Genomic DNA, 17,620 nt, shown 5'->3' on the forward strand with positions numbered 1-17,620 from the left:
AAAAAGTTGAGAGTAAAACTCTCAACTTTTTTTAATCAAATTCATATTTTTGGAGAATCGTAGTGAGGATAAAGACTCCTGTAAAGATAGCCATCAATGCCAGATAAACTGGGAAAGTAGTGGCTGTAAGGAGGGAAATCTCGATCAAGTTTTTCAACACGACCGCAGATGCGTAGAATCCTACTACAGAGAAGAGGATGAGGAGGGCCCTCCAGATATTTAGTGGCAGGCAAGCACGGATAACGGATAGGAAACCGATGGAGCCAAGTAAGTAGTAGGATACAGTAGACATATCGGCTGCAGACCAACCATGGCTTGCTCCCCAAAGGCGAATAAACAAGACACTAAAGACGACCATCAAGGCGCTTGGTAAGGCTAACAGAAGGGAACGTCTCAAGAAGTGTTTTTCAACCGGTTTGATATTACGTTCAAAGGTCAAAACAAATGGTGGGAATCCTTCGACGAATTGGTCAATCAGGGTGATTTGAATAGGGATGAAAGGGAAAATCAGCAAATAGTTGACGTTAAAGAAGAGAGCACTGGCAATACAGATGATAGCCAAGAGGAAGGAATAGATCGTTTTGATAAAGAAGATTGGAGCGATTCGTCCAATGTTATTCACCACACGACGGCCTTCAAAAAGAATTTCTGGAACGTCATTAAAGTCAGAGTTCAAAAGAACAATATTGGCAATTTGACGGGTTGCTGGATCTCCCTCTGCCATCACGATGGAGCAGTCTGCCTCGCGAAGAGCAAGGATATCATTGACCCCATCTCCTGTCATAGCAGTTGTCCGACCAGCTGCTTTCAAGGTTTGGATGAGCAGTTTTTTCTGGTGAGGAGACACGCGCCCAAAGATAGCTGTTTCTTCTGCTTGATCCACTAATTGGTCATCAGAAATTTTTGAACAATCGATGTAGTTCTCATAATTTTTGAAGCCAGCTTGTTGAGCGATATAAGAGACTGTCACAGGGTTGTCACCGGAGATGATTTTGAGATCCACTCCTTGAGAGCGCAAATACTCAAGAGTATCTGAAGCCCCTTCACGAATGGGGTCTGTAATCTCAATAACTGCAATCCCTTCAAGATTTTCAGGCAGTTTCAATTCCTGCATGCTGATCAGTTCTGAACTGTGAGCCAAGACGAGCACGCGCGATCCACGAGCTTGTGCTTCGACGACAGCAGCTGGATTTTCTTTCAGGAGCATTTCAGGAGCACCGAGAAAGACAGTTCCAAGGTTAGATAGGTGCATGGCTCCCCATTTCCGATCACTTGAGAAAGGAATAATGTTTTCCGCAGTATAAGCATGCTCCAACTCCCCATAAGCCTTGCGAATAGCTTGAGCAGTAGGATTGGTGTCCTCGCTATATTGCATGTAAGCAGAGAGAATGACCTGGATCGTCTGTTCCGAAAAATGATCCGATAAGCTATGGAGAGATTCGACTGTCATCTTCCCTTGAGTGATGGTACCGGTCTTATCTAGACACAAGGTATCCACACGCGCCAGGGTTTCTACTGAGTACATTTCTTGGACAAGAACCTTGCGCATACCGAGCTTAATAACCGCTGTCAAAAGAGACGTAACCGTCAGTAGGGCAATTCCTTTTGGCAACATTCCCAAGAGAGCTGTGGAAGAATTCACGACAGAATCTTTGATTGGCAGCATCTTGATCAACAATGCTTCAAAGAAGAGGGCAAGGCCAAATGGGATGATAATTTTACCAGTGAAGCTTGAAATTTTCGCTAAGTTATAAAGAATACGCGAATTGATAGGTTTCAAGGTCTTGGCTTCCATCATCAGTTTGTTGGCATAGTTGTTTGCTCCAACTCGCTTGACACGGGCATAGACTTGACCACTGGCAATATAACTACCAGAAAGCAGTTCATCACCAACTTCTTTTAAGACCAGATCACTCTCACCAGTCAGCATAGCTTCATTGGCTTCAGCGATACCAGACATGACTTCGGCATCACTAGGGATCTGCTCACCCGAAGATAAAAGCATTAAATCACCTAGAACAAGCTTTTCTGGTGGAATCGCATCTTTTTCCCCGTCACGAATGACAGTCACTAGCTCACGACTCATGAGGTTGAGCTTATCAATCATCCGCTTGGCGCGCATCTCAGTCATGATCCCTGTAATGGCATTGAAGCAGATGACTGCGAAAAAGATCATATTGCTCCAAGCCTGTACAGCAGCCAAGGCCACAGCAATCACAAAGTTTAAGGTATTAAACAAGGTGAAGACGTTGCGCTTGATAATTTGCCAGGTGCTGGTACTGGTATTCGTTGTAAAATCATTGGTTTGTCCGCGATCCATTTTCTTGCGGACTTCACTGAGGGACAAGCCCTTTAAATCAATAGTTTCCATAGACAATATGATATCATTTTTTTGAGAAAAAGACTATCTAGAATCGGTCCGCTGAGACAATTTTTATCTAAAAAAGGTTTGCGGTCAAAATCAGGATACGGTATAATAAGAAAGAACCTTTTACAGGATGGAATATCTTGTAGAGAGACGAATGAAATGGATTTGAGGAACAACTATGTTTTATACCTATTTACGTGGCCTTGTTGCCTTTATTCTGTGGGTTTTAAATGGGAATGCCCATTACCATCATAAGGACAATATTCCAGATCGGGAAGAGAACTACATCTTGGTATCCCCTCACCGGACTTGGTGGGATCCGGTCTATATGGCCTTTGCAACCAAGCCAAAGCAGTTTATCTTTATGGCGAAAAAAGAACTCTTCACCAATCGTATTTTTGGCTGGTGGATTCGCATGTGTGGGGCATTTCCGATCGACCGTGAAAATCCGGGAGCAGAAGCCATTAAGTATCCTGTCAATATGCTGAAAAAGAGCAACCGTTCCTTGATTATGTTTCCAAGTGGAAGCCGTCATTCTCAAGACGTAAAAGGCGGTGTTGCCATCATTGCCAAAATGGCGAAGGTCCGTATCATGCCAGTGACTTATACTGGTCCAAGAGACTTGAAAGGGTTGGCAACGGGTGAACGCATTGATATGAACTTTGGACATCCCATTGATATTTCGGATATTAAAAAGATGAATGACGAAGGAGTGGCAGAAGTTGCCCGCCGTATCCAAGAGGAGTTTGACCGTTTGGATGCGGAAGCGCAAGCGATCAACACCCCAACAAAACCTTTTATCTTGATTCGTTTGTTAAAAATCCTTTTGATTCCCCTTGTCTTAGTCGTTGGCATCTTGACCTTGCTCTTTAGTTACCTAGCAAGCTTTGTATGGGATCCAGACAAACATCGGAAAAACAAGTAAAAAAACTGAGAGTTTTTCTCAGTTTTTTTTATTTTTACGAATAATAAAAGTGAGAGGAGGTTTCTTATGGAGGATATCATCGAAAAAATCAAAGAATATAAGCTATTTTTAGCTCTTACTGCTATCGGACTCTTACTTGGAGGGTATTTTCTTTTTCATCGACCTCAGTCAAGTGCATCCACCATACCGGATCTTTATCAGGCTTCTAGTTCAACTTCGAGCAAAGAAAAGGTGCAGACCACTAGTTCCAAAGAAGAAAAGACGGCGACTTCTGTGTCTGATGCACCCGAGATCATTACGGTCGATGTCAAAGGAGCCGTCAAACAACCAGGTGTCTATGAGTTGCGCTCCAATAGCAGAGTCCACGATGCTATTTATAAGGCAGGCGGGATGACAGCAGATGCCAATAGTCAATCGGTCAACTTGGCGCAAAAACTCTCCGATGAAGCAGTGATCTATGTTGCTAAAGAAGGAGAGGATGTTCCAGAACTTGGAAGTTCAGAAAGTCCTGCAACTTCGTCAGCACCAGCAGAAAAAACAGGCAAGGTCCATTTAAATCGAGCAACCGAATCAGATCTCCAGACAGTATCAGGCATTGGCCAGAAACGTGCCCAGGACATTATCGCCTATCGCGAAGCAAATGGTCCTTTTCGATCAGTGGATGATCTGAAGAATGTTTCAGGAATCGGAGAGAAAACACTGGAGAAACTAAGAGATGCTTTCACGGTGGATTAAAGACCTTCCTTTTTCGCTTGTCCATCTCGCCTTTGTGCTCCTATGGCTGTATTTTAGTATCTATCAACCATCTTGGCTTTCGATCAGCGGTCTAGTAGTAGTGGGAGTTTTAGCGGTTCATCACTATAAAGGGGAGCGCTCAAGTTTGCTAGGGCTTGCTTTAGCAACCCTTTGTTTTGCGGCCTTCTTTGTCTTTCAGCGACTACAGGATCATCCAGTACAAGCAGAAAGTCAGCCCCCATCCCACTTACGTCTGATTCCAGATACCATCAAGATCAATGGGGACGCCCTGTCTTTTCGTGCTAAAAATCAGGGAAGGACCTACCAAGTCTTCTACACTTTAAAATCAGAAAAAGAAAAACAGCAGTGGCAAAGTCAAACTCATTTGTTGGAGTTGACGTATAAAGGTGCTATAGAAGAGCCAGAAGGGCAGCGAAATTTTAGAGGATTTGACTATCGGTCTTATTTGGAAACACAGGGGATTCACTATCAAATAAAAATTGAAGCGATCCAATCCGCACTTCCTATACAGACTTGGAATGTTTTCGATTGCCTATCTCAATGGAGGCGCCAAGCCATTGTTTGGAGCAAGGAGCACTTTCCGCAACCGATGAACCAGTATATGACCGGCCTTCTTTTTGGCTATTTAGATACGGATTTTGAAGAGATGGACCAGCTTTACACGAGTTTAGGAATCATCCATTTATTCGCCTTATCTGGGATGCAGGTTGGCTTTTTCATCAATGGGATCCGGAAAGCTCTCTTACGTCTAGGAATCTTGCAAGAGACAGTCGATATCTGGATGCTTCCAATTTCTTTGGTCTATGCTGGCTTGACAGGTTTTTCTGTTTCAGTGGTTCGTAGCCTCTTGCAGAAGATCCTCTCTCAAAAGGGGGTCCGAGGGATGGAGAATATGGCGATGACCTTGATGATCTTAATGTTGCTCATGCCCAAGTTTCTCCTGACAGCTGGAGGGGTCTTGAGTTGTGCCTACGCCTTTATTTTGACCTTGGTAGATACCAGTTCTTATTCCGGACTGAAAAAGCTACTAGTGGAAAGTTTCTGGATTAGCCTGGGGATTTTGCCCCTTTTGACCTATTACTTTAGTGTCTTTCAACCGTGGTCACTCCCTTTAACCTTCCTCTTTTCTTTCTTATTTGATCTTGTCCTTCTTCCAGGTTTAACGGTGCTATTTATCTTATCGATTCTAAAGCCCCTTACAATTTTTAACAGTTTCTTTCTTCTCATAGAGGAGTGTATTCGTTGGATTTCAAAGCTCACGTCGCTACCTTTGGTATTTGGTCAGCCGACGGGACCAGCTCTGATTGCTCTCTTCCTTCTTTTTGGGATCTTGTATGATCTTCGAAAGCAAAAGAAACGTCGTTTTCTGTTAATAGGCATGATTCTACTCATCTTTTGTTGGACCAAGCATCCTTTAGAAAATGAGATTACCATGGTGGATATCGGTCAGGGAGACAGTATCTTTTTACGCGATTGGAAAGGAAGAACCATATTGATTGATGTCGGAGGACGCGTCACTTTTAAAAGTGGAGAAAAGTGGCAAGAGCGCAGTCAGTCTGCCAATGCGGATCAAACCCTGATTCCTTATCTCAAGAGTCGAGGTGTTGGAAAACTCGATGCGCTGGTCTTGACTCATACAGACCAGGATCATATGGGCGATATGGTGGAGGTTGCCAAACAAATCCCGGTTAAAAAAGTGTATGTCAGTCCAGGCAGTCTCACCAATTCTCAATTTCGAGAGAAATTGAAACTGCTTCATAGTCCGATTAAAGTAGTCCAGAGAGGGGATCAACTTCCTATTTTTGATGATCATCTAGAAGTCTTATCCCCTGATGAAGTGGGGGATGGTAAAAATGATGATTCGATTGTCCTTTATGGACAGTTCTTTCAGAAACGATTTTTGTTCACGGGTGATTTGGAAGAAGCTGGAGAGAAAAAACTATTGAAAAACGATCCACAATTACAAGTAGATGTCTTGAAAGTAGGCCACCACGGTTCTAAAGGTTCCTCTAGTGATGTGTTTTTAGATCAGTTACATCCTCAGTTGGCCTTGATCTCTGTTGGAAAGAAAAATCGCTACCAACATCCCCATAAAGAATTGCTCGATCGTCTAGAGGAACGCTCTATTTCTTATCTTCGTACCGATGAAAGGGGAGCAATTCGCTTGATTGGGTGGGACCATTGGAGGGTAGAAACGGTCCGCTAGAGACGAGGAGAGGTTTGCTTTCTATGCTGAAAATTGCTATTATAGAAAGTGAAATCAATGTAAAGGTAGAATCGTATGAACGCATTTAAGCAATTTTGGATACAGTATGCAGATTTTTCAAGTAAGACCAGTCGGGCCCATTTTTGGCTAGCTTTTTTCTGGAATTCCCTGATTTCTTTGCCTCTTTGGGTTTTTTACATCGTGACCTCTTTATCCCATCAAAATGCTCAAGAAACGCTCAATTTTTCAACTGTTCATTCTAAGACAGGTTTATGGGCGCTCGCTTTCTTAGCGTTCTTTTACTTCCTCATTTTGGTACCCAGTCAAGCCATTTGTGTGCGTCGCTTGCGGGATGCTGGGATTCATTGGTCTTGGATTTTTTTGAACCTTGGTCCGGTTCTGCTCTATTTGTTGACGGGTCTAGATATTTTCCTATTTCTCTGGGTAATTACAGTTATTTCCCTCTTGATTCTCATGATGCTTCCAGGGAAAAACACCTTCCCACAACCAGTAGAAACTCCTATGGGAGTGGCTTCTGAACCACAGGTCACAGCGACAGGGGGGAGCTTTGGAGGAAACTCGTTTGAGCAAATTCCTAATTTTGTAGCAGCACCTGATTTGTCTGATGAAAAACCACCATTGGAACAAAAAATGGCTGCTGAACACGAAATCCACTAAACTGATAGAGATAAGAGAGTTTCATGCAAGCAATTACCGACACTAAACATCTGACGGTTCAAACTCTGCCTCCTATTCTTGTCTTGACGGGTGAGGATGTAGGTCAATTTGAATGGTTAAAAAAAGACATTTTAAAAAAAATAGGCTATGATCCTTCAGATTTGAATTATTCTTATTTTGATATGAAGGAAGCCTCCTATGCTGAGGTCGAGCTGGATTTGGTTAGTCTTCCCTTTTTTGCAGATGAAAAAATCGTGATTTTAGATCACTTATTGGATCTGACCACTGCCAAGAAACGCAATTTAACCGATGAAGATCTGAAACAATTTGAAAACTATCTGGAAAATCCTTCTGAATCGACCCGTTTGGTGATATTTGCAGAAGGAAAATTAGATAGTAAGCGCCGCTTGGTCAAACTCCTAAAACGGGATGCCCAAATCATTGAAGCGACCACTCCTAAAGAGCAAGATTTAAAGCGTTATTTTTCTGGTCAGGCGCAAGAATTGGGCTTACACTTTGTGGGCGATTCCTTGGACCAGCTGCTCTTAAAATCTGACTATGATTTTGGAGAGTTACAGAAGAATCTCGCTCTATTGCAGGCTTATAAAGAAGATGGTCAGATTACCCTCCAAGATATCGAGGAGGTTGTTCCAAAGTCCTTGCAAGATAATATTTTTGATCTGACACAGATGATTCTCAAAGGCCAAATCGATCAAGCCCGGAATTTGGTTAAGGATCTTCGCCTACAAGGTGAAGATGAGATAAAATTGATCGCTATTTTGTTGGGGCAATTCCGAATGTTTTCTCAGGTTAAAATTTTCTCAGAAGAAGGCCAAACTGAAAGCCAAATTGTAGCGAACTTGTCGGACTTGTCAGGACGCAAGGTCAATCCTTACCAGGTGAAGTTCGCCCTACGGGATAGCCGTAGGCTTTCCCTATCCTTTTTGAAGCAAGCTATGATGACCTTCATCGAGACGGATTATGCGATTAAAAGTGGAACATATGAAAAAGACTACTTATTTGATTTGGCCCTGTTGAAAGTAGCGAATAGCGTCTAACGATGAATGAAATCGCAAGCAGATTAGTTGAATAATTTAGCTGTTTGCGTTATCATCAAGTCAGTAATAAAGAAAAGAGGACCATAAAATGGCTATCATTTTACCAGAATTACCATATGCTTATGATGCATTGGAACCTTATATCGATGAAGAAACCATGCATTTGCACCATGATAAACACCATCAAACATATGTAAACAATGTGAATGCAGCTCTTGAAAAACATCCTGAAATTGGAGAAGACCTTGAAAGCTTGTTAGCTGATGTTGAATCCATTCCAGCTGACATTCGCCAAGCTGTGATCAACAATGGTGGTGGTCATTTGAACCACGCTCTTTTCTGGGAATTGATGACTCCAGAACAAACAGCTCCTTCAGCAGAACTTGCTGCAGCGATTGATGCTACATTTGGTTCATTTGAAGACTTCAAAGCAGCCTTCACAGCAGCAGCAACGACACGTTTTGGTTCTGGCTGGGCATGGTTGGTTGTTAACAAAGAAGGCAAACTCGAAGTGACTTCAACAGCAAACCAAGATACACCAATCTCTGAAGGTAAAACACCAATCCTTGGTTTGGATGTTTGGGAACATGCCTACTACGTGAAATACCGTAACGTACGTCCTGACTACATCAAAGCTTTCTTCTCAGTGATCAACTGGAATAAAGTTAATGAATTGTTTGCAGCAGCAAAATAATAAAATGAAGGAATCTATAAGAGCAAGTATTGGCACTTATAGATTTTTTGTTTGCATCCGGAAAATCGGAGTATAATTTCTTGCGTTTGGTCAGGAAAATGATACACTAGTAGGAGTGTGTCTTACTTGTCTGAAGCCTGGTTTGAAGGGCCTAGGCAAGGAAAAGATAAACCTTAAAATGAAAACTGAAACATTCAGGGAGAAATGAAATGACTAGTATTACCATTACCAAAGGAGCCGTTGAGACGCCTATCTATTTGCGGATGTTGAATCGTCATGGCTTGATTGCAGGTGCAACAGGAACAGGGAAAACAGTTACCCTCAAGGTCCTCACAGAAAAATTAAGCAAAGAGGGCATTCCGGTCTTTCTAGCTGATATCAAGGGAGATTTATCTGGTTTAGCCAAAGCGGGGCAATGGACTCCAAAACTGGAAGAACGCTACAAACTGCTTGGTCTCACAGATCCGTTTGAGCCGCAAGCCTTCCCTGTTCGATTGTGGGATGTCTTTGGCCAAGCTGGTCATCCTGTTCGTGCGACTGTCGAAGGAATGGGGTCATTGCTTCTTTCTCGTCTACTTGATTTGAATGAAACTCAATCAGGAATTCTTGCAATTGTCTTTAAAGTGGCTCAAGAGAAAGATTGGCCCTTGCTTGATTTGAAGGACCTGCAAAGCCTTTTAAAGGAAGTCTATGAACACAGCTCAGACTATTCTGCCCAATATGGTAATATCACCAAACAATCTGTCGGTGCGATCCAAAGAAGCCTCTTGGTTCTTGAAGAAGAAGGAGCGGATCAGTTTTTCGGAGAGCCTGCACTTGATTTAAATGACTTTATGCAACTCGATGCATCAGGGCGTGGGTATATCAATATTCTTTCGGCTACAAAGCTCTTTCATTCACCAAAATTGTATTCAACCTTTTTAATTTGGATGTTGTCTCGTCTCTTTGAAACACTTCCCGAGGTTGGGGATCCCGAAAAGCCAAAACTGGTTTTCTTCTTTGATGAAGCCCATCTCCTCTTTAAGGATGCAAGCAAGCTCTTTCTTGAGAAGGTCGAGCAAGTCGTGCGCCTGATTCGTTCTAAGGGTGTAGGGATTTACTTTATTACCCAAAATCCTCAAGATCTACCAGAATCTGTTTTGGCACAGCTTGGAAATCGTGTACAACATGCTCTTCGAGCTTATACACCAAAAGAAATGAAGGCCATCAAGGTGGCTGCCCAAAGTTTTCGTCCGAATCCAGACTTTGATACAGAAACAGTGATCACAGAATTAGGGACAGGGGAAGCCTTGGTTTCTTTCCTGAATGAGAAGGGGCAACCTAGTGTGGTTGAGCGTGCTTATATTCTCTCTCCTCAATCGAGTTTTGACCTCTTAAATGAAAGTGAACAATTGGCCTTAATCACGACATCGCCTTTCCATCAAAAGTATGCGACGACGATTGATCGGGAATCTGCCTATGAAAAATTAGCAGCTAAAGCAAGCAAGGAAGCACAAGAAGAGGAGCAAAAAGAAGCAGAAAAAGAACGTGCTACGGCGGAAAAAGCAGAGCAAAAGCGCAGTCCAGGTCGCCCAAGAAAATCCAGTCTTGAAAAAGCTAAGGATTCCTTCTTGAGTTCCTTATTCCGGACGATTGCGCGTGAGATCGCTAAGCTAATTATGGGCTCCTTTAAACGAAAATAAGCCTTTGATGAAAAGAAATAAACTTTTTAAAAAGAAATCGTTTTCTATTTCTGATAATTCTTGTTATTTTCAGTAGAATCTTTTATAATTAATCTCGTATGAAAAAATATTTTAATCTACGCTCGATCATGATTGCGATCAGTATTCTATTGTGCTTAGTGGGAACAAGCGCACTGGGCTACTTGCATATTACGCAACCAACAGCATCAGCAATTGAAAAAAAAGCAAAGAAAACAAAAGAAGCAAAAGAACAAGATATCGAAAAGTCTACCCCTGAGACGAAAAAACCGCGTGTCAAATCTCCTGAAGCTAAGCAAGCAGTAGTAGATGCAGACATGGAAACGATGAGCGCTTATGGTCTTGTCTATGATTATGCTAATAAAGGTTTGGTAGAGGTTGTCCAGGATTTCCTAGCAGAAAGTGGAATTGATCCGTCACAAGTTGCCTTCACGTATCGCAATGCCATTACAGGAGAGCAATTTGCCATGAATGATCTTCAACCAATGACGGCAGGTAGTACCTATAAGCTACCGTTGAACATGTTGGTGGTGGATGAAGTCGCAAAGGGCAAACTCAATTTAACAGACCGGTTTGACATTACCAATACTTACTATGAATATGTAGGAGAGCATGACAATTACGTTGCTGCCTTTGATGGAGCCATGTCTATTCCTGATATGCAGCGCTATTCATTGGTTTACTCTGAAAACACCCCAGCCTATGCTTTGGCAGATCGTTTAGGGGGGATGGAGCAAGCGCGTAAGTTGTTCAGTCGCTATGGTCAATCTCGTTCACCAGAGGTTAAAACCTTTAGCGAAGATAATAAAACGACAACGGATTATTACATCCATGTCTTGGAATATCTTTGGAATCATCAAGAAAAATATGCGGATTTACTAGAACTGATCGGGGAGTCTTTCCCAGGTGAGTACTATAAAAAATTCTTGCCAGATTTGGTGATTCAACAAAAACCAGGATATGTTGCTGAAGCACTTAATGTGGATGCGATTGTCCGTGAATCGACTCCTTATTTGGTTGCTATCTACACTGCAGGACTTGGAGGGACGACTCCAGAAAGTTCTGAAATCAGTGGCGTTGGTCTTTATCAATTGGGACAATTGGCTTATGTTATCAATGAATGGCATCGTGTCAATATGAATGAATAATCGACAGAAGGTCTGAGGGTTGCTCAGGCCTTTTATTCTATCAAAGTAGGATGAAATTCACTTGGTGTTTCGAATTACTTTTCTGTTCTAAAGAGACTTCTTTCCCTTTTCTATAAAAAGTATGTTATACTACTAATAGTAATAAGAGGAAGTATAGACATGATTACAAAGGAAGATTACCAGTTGCTCCGCTCGCATCCAGCCTTTTCTGCGCTACCAGTGGAGCTATTTGATAAATTAGCTGTTGAAATTCATGCCAGGGATATCCCTAAAGGACAAATTTTATTTTATGCAGGAGATAGGCGGGAGCGCATTTTTCTTCTGACAAAAGGCTTTGCTCGTATTGAGCAATTTGATTCGTCTGACCAATTCTCCTATATGGATTATATTAAGAAGGGGGCTCTGTTCCCTTATGGTGGGATGTTCCAGGATGAGCGTTACCACTATACAGCTAGTGCGGTGACGGATTTGCGTTGTTTCGTGATTCCCGTCAACCTCTATGAATTATATGCCCAAGAGAGTAAGGAGCAGTTGCTCTTTATTATGAGAAAGCTCTCCTCCATCCTAGAATTTCAAGAGTTGCGCTTGCGCAATGTCGTGACAGCTAGTGCCAGTGAGCGCGTGATTCAATCCTTAGCCATTCTGTGCAAGGACTATGAAGGTCTAGGAAATCAGCTTCCATTTCCAATTAGTATGAAGGAAATGGCCAAATTAGCAGCCACAACCCGAGAAACCGTCAATCAAGTTTTAAAGAAACTCATTGATTCTCATAAGATCCAGTATGAGAGAAAACAACTAACTTTTCTAGATACAGCCTACTTTTTAAAGAGTTTTGAAGAGATCAACTAATTTGTTGATCTTTTTATATTTTTTACAAAAAAATATATATTCATAAAAATAATATAAAAGACAAAATATGCAAAGAAAACGCTTCATATTGAATAAAATATAGACAACATTCAAAAAAACACAAAATTCTTTGCATTCGAAAAGTAGAATCCTTCGTGAAAGCGGTACCAATAAAGGATATAATAACAATTGTAATAAAGCTTGTGAACAGGCTCAAAGAAAAAAGGAGGATGACAGATGTCAACTAAACCAATTCATGTTTTCTCTGAAATTGGAAAACTGAAAAAAGTAATGTTGCACCGTCCAGGTAAAGAGTTGGAAAACTTGATGCCTGACTATCTAGAGCGTCTTCTTTTTGATGATATTCCATTCTTGGAAGATGCACAAAAAGAACACGACAATTTTGCTCAAGCGCTTCGTAACGAAGGAATCGAAGTACTTTATCTTGAAAAATTGGCAGCTGAGTCATTGACTACTCCAGAAATTCGCGAACAATTCATCGAAGAATATCTTGATGAAGCAAACATTCGTGGACGCCAAACTAAAAACGCTATTCGCGAAATCCTTCGTGGTATTGAAGACAACCAAGAATTGGTTGAAAAAACAATGGCTGGTTTCCAAAAAGCTGAGCTTCCAGAAATTCCAGAAGCTGACAAAGGCTTGACAGACCTTGTTGAATCTGACTACCCATTTGCGATTGATCCAATGCCAAACTTGTACTTCACACGTGACCCATTTGCTACAATTGGGAATGCAGTATCATTGAACCACATGTATGCTGATACACGTAACCGTGAAACTTTGTATGGTAAATACATCTTCAAATACCACCCAGTATATGGTGGTAATGTAGATTTGGTATACAACCGTGAAGAAGATACTCGTATCGAAGGTGGGGACGAATTGGTCCTTTCTAAAGATGTCTTGGCAGTTGGTATCTCACAACGTACAGATGCTGCATCAATCGAAAAATTGTTGGTAAACATCTTCAAGAAGAACGTTGGCTTCAAGAAAGTATTGGCCTTCGAATTTGCAAACAGCCGTAAATTCATGCACTTGGATACAGTATTCACAATGGTGGACTACGATAAATTCACCATCCACCCAGAAATTCAAGGCAACCTTCGCGTCTTCTCTGTAACATATGAAAATGAAGCATTGAAGATTGTTGAAGAAAAAGGTGATTTGGCTGAATTACTTGCTGAAAACCTTGGTGTAGAAAAAGTTACATTGATCCCTTGTGGTGATGGCAATGTGGTTGCAGCTGCTCGTGAACAATGGAACGACGGATCAAATACTCTTACAATCGCACCTGGTGTGGTAGTTGTATACGATCGTAACACAGTCACAAACAAGAAATTAGAAGAATACGGACTTCGTTTGATTAAGATCCGCGGAAGTGAATTGGTTCGCGGTCGTGGTGGACCTCGTTGTATGTCAATGCCATTTGAACGTGAAGAAATCTAATAGAGAAGACCGAGAGCTGGTCGTTGAGGATCAGCTCTTTCTTCTTACTGATCAATACTAGAAAGAAAATAGGAGACAAATAGAATGACAAATTCAGTGTTCCAAGGACGTAGCTTCTTGGCAGAAAAAGACTTTACACGTGCTGAGTTAGAATACCTTATCGGACTTTCAGCTCACTTGAAAGACCTTAAAAAACGCAACATTGAACACCACTATCTTGCTGGTAAAAACATTGCGCTTTTGTTTGAAAAAACTTCAACTCGTACTCGTGCAGCCTTCACTACTGCAGCCATCGACCTTGGTGCTCACCCAGAATACCTTGGTGCAAACGACATCCAACTTGGTAAAAAAGAATCTACAGAAGATACTGCTAAAGTTCTTGGACGTATGTTTGACGGTATTGAATTCCGTGGTTTCAGCCAACGTATGGTTGAAGAATTGGCTGAATTCTCAGGTGTTCCAGTATGGAATGGTTTGACTGACGAATGGCACCCAACTCAAATGCTTGCAGACTACTTGACAGTTCAAGAAAACTTTGGACGTTTGGAAGGTTTGACACTTGTATACTGTGGTGATGGACGTAACAACGTTGCAAACAGCCTTCTTGTAACAGGTGCTATCCTTGGTGTGAACGTACACATCTTCTCACCAAAAGAACTCTTCCCAGAAAAAGAAATCGTTGAATTGGCAGAAGGATTTGCAAAAGAAAGTGGCGCTCATATCTTGATCACTGAAGATGCCGACGAAGCAGTGAAAGGTGCAGACGTACTTTATACTGACGTTTGGGTATCAATGGGTGAAGAAGACAAATTTGCAGAACGTGTTGCCCTTTTGAAACCTTACCAAGTAAACATGGATTTGATTAAGAAAGCTGATAACGAAGACTTGATCTTCTTGCACTGCTTACCAGCCTTCCACGATACAAATACTGTTTACGGTAAAGATGTTGCTGAAAAATTCGGCGTAGAAGAAATGGAAGTTACTGACGAAGTGTTCCGTAGCAAATATGCTCGTCAATTTGACCAAGCTGAAAACCGTATGCACACCATCAAAGCGGTTATGGCAGCTACTCTTGGTAACTTGTACATTCCAAAAGTTTAAGACTTTATAACCGTATACCAACAGCTATAGGGGCTGGACTGCTAGCTTTAGTCCTGCCCCTATTTTTTATAGAAAGGGAAAACTTATGTCAAGAAAAATCGTCGTTGCTTTGGGAGGAAATGCTATTCTCTCATCTGATCCTTCTGCACAAGCTCAACAAGAAGCACTTGTAGAAACAGCAAAACACTTAGTCAAATTAATCAAAAACGGGGATGACTTGATCATCACTCACGGAAATGGTCCTCAAGTAGGGAACCTCTTGCTTCAACACTTAGCTGCAAATTCTGAAAAGAACCCAGCTTTCCCACTTGATTCTTTAGTTGCTATGACCGAAGGAAGCATTGGCTACTGGCTTCAAAATGCTCTTCAAAATGCTCTTCATGAAGAAGGAATCGAAAAAGATGTGGCTTCTGTTGTGACACAAGTCGTTGTTGATAAGAACGACCCAGCTTTCGTTAACCTCAGCAAACCAATCGGTCCTTTCTACTCAGAAGAAGAAGCAAAAGCAGAAGCTGAAAAATCTGGAGCAACCTTCAAAGAAGATGCTGGTCGTGGCTGGCGTAAAGTTGTTGCTTCACCAAAACCAGTGGATATCAAAGAAATCAATACCATTCGTACTTTGTTGAACGACGGTCAAGTCGTTGTGGCAGCCGGTGGTGGCGGTATCCCAGTTGTGAAAGAAGCAGATGGTAGCTTATCTGGTGTTGAAGCGGTCATCGATAAAGACTTCGCCTCTCAACGTTTGGCTGAATTAGTAGAAGCAGACCTCTTCATCGTCTTGACTGGTGTCGATTATGTCTTTGTGAACTACAACAAACCAGACCAAGCAAAATTGGAACATGTTAATGTGGCTCAATTGGAAGAATATATCAAGCAAGACCAATTTGCACCAGGAAGCATGCTTCCTAAAGTAGAAGCTGCCATTGCCTTCGTCAATGGTCGTCCAGAAGGAAAAGCAGTTATTACGTCACTTGAAAACCTTGGCGCTTTGATTGAGTCTGAAAGTGGAACAATTATTCAAAAAGACTAATGAAAGATTAGGAAAAAACTAGTATTTTAAAGCTTATTGTGATAGAATAAATCTATAGGTAAGCGTTTTACAAGATGCTCTTGTAAAACATCACTCACACTTTGTTGCGTTAGGAGGAAGACAAATGAGTGAAAAAACGAAAAAAGGATTTAAGATGCCTTCATCTTTTTCCGTATTGTTAATTATCATTGCTATTATGGCAGTGTTAACTTGGATTATTCCAGCTGGTCAATACAAGGTTGACGATGCAGGTGCTATCATTGCAGGTAGTTATGAATCTGTAAAAGCACATCCTCAAGGAATTTGGGATGTTTTGATGGCCCCAATCAATGCCATGCTTGGTAAAGCACCAACTAGTGCAGCGATTGACGTAGCCTTCTTTATCTTGATGGTCGGTGGTTTCCTTGGAGTTGTGAACGAAACAGGTACCCTTGATGTAGGGATTGCTTCTATCGTTCGTAAATACAAAGGCCGCGAAAAAATGTTGATTTTGATCTTGATGCCATTGTTTGCCCTTGGTGGTACAACTTATGGTATGGGTGAAGAAACCATGGCCTTCTATCCACTTCTTGTACCTGTTATGATGTCCGTTGGTTTTGACAGCTTGACAGGGGTAGCTATTATCCTTTTAGGATCACAAATCGGATGTTTGGCGTCAACATTGAACCCATTTGCGACAGTTATCGCATCTGATACTGCAGGTATCTCAAGTGCTTCAGGTCTCTTACTTCGTGTGATCTTCTGGATCGTATTGACAGGACTTAGCACATACTATGTATACCGTTATGCAGATAAGGTTCAAAAAGACCCAACCAAATCTCTCACCTATGCAACTCGTGAAGAAGATTTGAAACACTTTAATGTTGATAGTGGCGAAGAAATTCCTTCACAAATGAACAAGAAACAAAAACGTGTCTTGGTCGTCTTCATCTCAACATTCGTTATCATGGTTGCTGGATTTATCCCATTCAAAGATTTGGGTATTACATTCTTTAACAACTTTAACGAATCTCTCCATAAAATTCCAGTACTTGGTCAATTGATCGGTAACACAGATGCTCTTGGTACATGGTACTTCCCTCAAACAGCTATGCTCTTTGCCTTCATGGGAATCCTTGTTGGTATCATTTATGGCTTGAAAGAAGATAAAATTATTTCATCCTTCATGAATGGTGCAGCTGACCTCTTGAGTGTTGCTCTTATCGTAGCAGTAGCACGTGGTATCCAAGTCATCATGAACGACGGTATGATCACTGCGACAATTCTTCACTGGGGTGAAGAAGGACTGAAAGGTCTTTCATCTCAATTGTTCATTGTCTTGACTTACATTTTCTACTTGCCAATGTCATTCTTGATCCCATCATCATCTGGTCTTGCCAGCGCAACAATGGGTATCATGGCACCTCTTGGTAAATTCGTCAATGTACCAGGTAGCTTGATTGTCACAGCTTACCAATCTGCATCTGGTGTCTTGAACTTGATCGCACCAACTTCAGGTATCGTAATGGGAGCTCTTGCTCTTGGACGTGTTGACTTGAGTGCATGGTGGAAATTCATGGGTAAATTGGTCGTAGCGATTGTTGTAATCACCATTGCCCTTCTTCTACTAGGAACTGTGGTTCCATTCTTGCAATAGAATA

14 protein-coding genes are annotated in these 17,620 nt (G+C 41.7%); 13 read left to right on the plus strand and 1 reads right to left on the minus strand.

The features are described 5' to 3' along the window. Positions 1-31 precede the first annotated feature (31 nt). Complete coding sequence (locus WKT08_RS04460) at positions 32-2,371, minus strand: cation-translocating P-type ATPase (RefSeq protein WP_340280357.1); 2,340 nt, start codon at positions 2,369-2,371, stop codon at positions 32-34. Between the two features lie 175 nt (positions 2,372-2,546). Between WKT08_RS04460 and WKT08_RS04465 the strand changes: the two genes are divergently transcribed. The 13 genes from WKT08_RS04465 to WKT08_RS04525 all read left to right on the plus strand — a co-directional run bounded on the left by WKT08_RS04465 (position 2,547) and on the right by WKT08_RS04525 (position 17,616). Continuing rightward, positions 2,547-3,293 carry a lysophospholipid acyltransferase family protein gene (locus WKT08_RS04465; protein ID WP_003006324.1) on the plus strand — a complete coding sequence of 249 codons (747 nt, stop codon included), beginning with the start codon at positions 2,547-2,549 and terminating at the stop codon, positions 3,291-3,293. Positions 3,294-3,359: 66 nt separating this feature from the next. Next, a complete protein-coding gene (locus WKT08_RS04470; protein WP_150905697.1) occupies positions 3,360-4,028 on the plus strand; it encodes a helix-hairpin-helix domain-containing protein in 669 nt (222 codons plus the stop codon). Beyond that, positions 4,009-6,255, plus strand: coding sequence for a DNA internalization-related competence protein ComEC/Rec2 (locus WKT08_RS04475; RefSeq protein ID WP_340280361.1), 2,247 nt, complete (start codon positions 4,009-4,011; stop codon positions 6,253-6,255). The genes WKT08_RS04470 and WKT08_RS04475 overlap by 20 nt, the downstream gene beginning before the upstream one ends. 75 nt (positions 6,256-6,330) lie before the next feature. After that, a complete protein-coding gene (locus WKT08_RS04480) occupies positions 6,331-6,933 on the plus strand; it encodes a DUF805 domain-containing protein (RefSeq protein WP_023917645.1) in 603 nt (200 codons plus the stop codon). A 23-nt stretch (positions 6,934-6,956) separates the two neighbouring features. Then, entirely contained in the window at positions 6,957-7,991 is a 1,035-nt protein-coding gene (gene holA / locus WKT08_RS04485; RefSeq protein WP_340280365.1) for a DNA polymerase III subunit delta, read from the plus strand. Positions 7,992-8,079: 88 nt separating this feature from the next. Next, the gene (gene sodA, locus WKT08_RS04490; protein WP_003006336.1) at positions 8,080-8,685 is read left to right on the plus strand and encodes a superoxide dismutase SodA; all 606 of its coding nucleotides are present in this window, start codon (positions 8,080-8,082) and stop codon (positions 8,683-8,685) included. Positions 8,686-8,894: 209 nt separating this feature from the next. Then, positions 8,895-10,367, plus strand: coding sequence for a helicase HerA-like domain-containing protein (locus tag WKT08_RS04495; protein WP_340280367.1), 1,473 nt, complete (start codon positions 8,895-8,897; stop codon positions 10,365-10,367). Between the two features lie 98 nt (positions 10,368-10,465). Further along, on the plus strand, positions 10,466-11,533 hold the full coding sequence (locus WKT08_RS04500; protein WP_061591110.1) for a serine hydrolase: 1,068 nt from the start codon (positions 10,466-10,468) through the stop codon (positions 11,531-11,533). A 159-nt stretch (positions 11,534-11,692) separates the two neighbouring features. Then, positions 11,693-12,382 carry a Crp/Fnr family transcriptional regulator gene (locus WKT08_RS04505; RefSeq protein WP_024056304.1) on the plus strand — a complete coding sequence of 230 codons (690 nt, stop codon included), beginning with the start codon at positions 11,693-11,695 and terminating at the stop codon, positions 12,380-12,382. A gap of 237 nt (positions 12,383-12,619) precedes the next feature. Further along, positions 12,620-13,849: an arginine deiminase gene (arcA, locus tag WKT08_RS04510; RefSeq protein ID WP_049486411.1), complete on the plus strand. Its 1,230-nt coding sequence runs from the start codon at positions 12,620-12,622 to the stop codon at positions 13,847-13,849. Between the two features lie 84 nt (positions 13,850-13,933). After that, positions 13,934-14,950 carry an ornithine carbamoyltransferase gene (gene argF, locus WKT08_RS04515; RefSeq protein WP_049486412.1) on the plus strand — a complete coding sequence of 339 codons (1,017 nt, stop codon included), beginning with the start codon at positions 13,934-13,936 and terminating at the stop codon, positions 14,948-14,950. An 85-nt stretch (positions 14,951-15,035) separates the two neighbouring features. Next, on the plus strand, positions 15,036-15,980 hold the full coding sequence (gene arcC / locus WKT08_RS04520) for a carbamate kinase (RefSeq protein WP_061591112.1): 945 nt from the start codon (positions 15,036-15,038) through the stop codon (positions 15,978-15,980). Between the two features lie 124 nt (positions 15,981-16,104). After that, positions 16,105-17,616: a YfcC family protein gene (locus WKT08_RS04525; RefSeq protein ID WP_049486413.1), complete on the plus strand. Its 1,512-nt coding sequence runs from the start codon at positions 16,105-16,107 to the stop codon at positions 17,614-17,616. Positions 17,617-17,620: the final 4 nt, after the last annotated feature.

Source organism: Streptococcus sp. HCA-5024 (assembly GCF_037890265.1).
Lineage (GTDB): Bacteria > Bacillota > Bacilli > Lactobacillales > Streptococcaceae > Streptococcus > Streptococcus lingualis.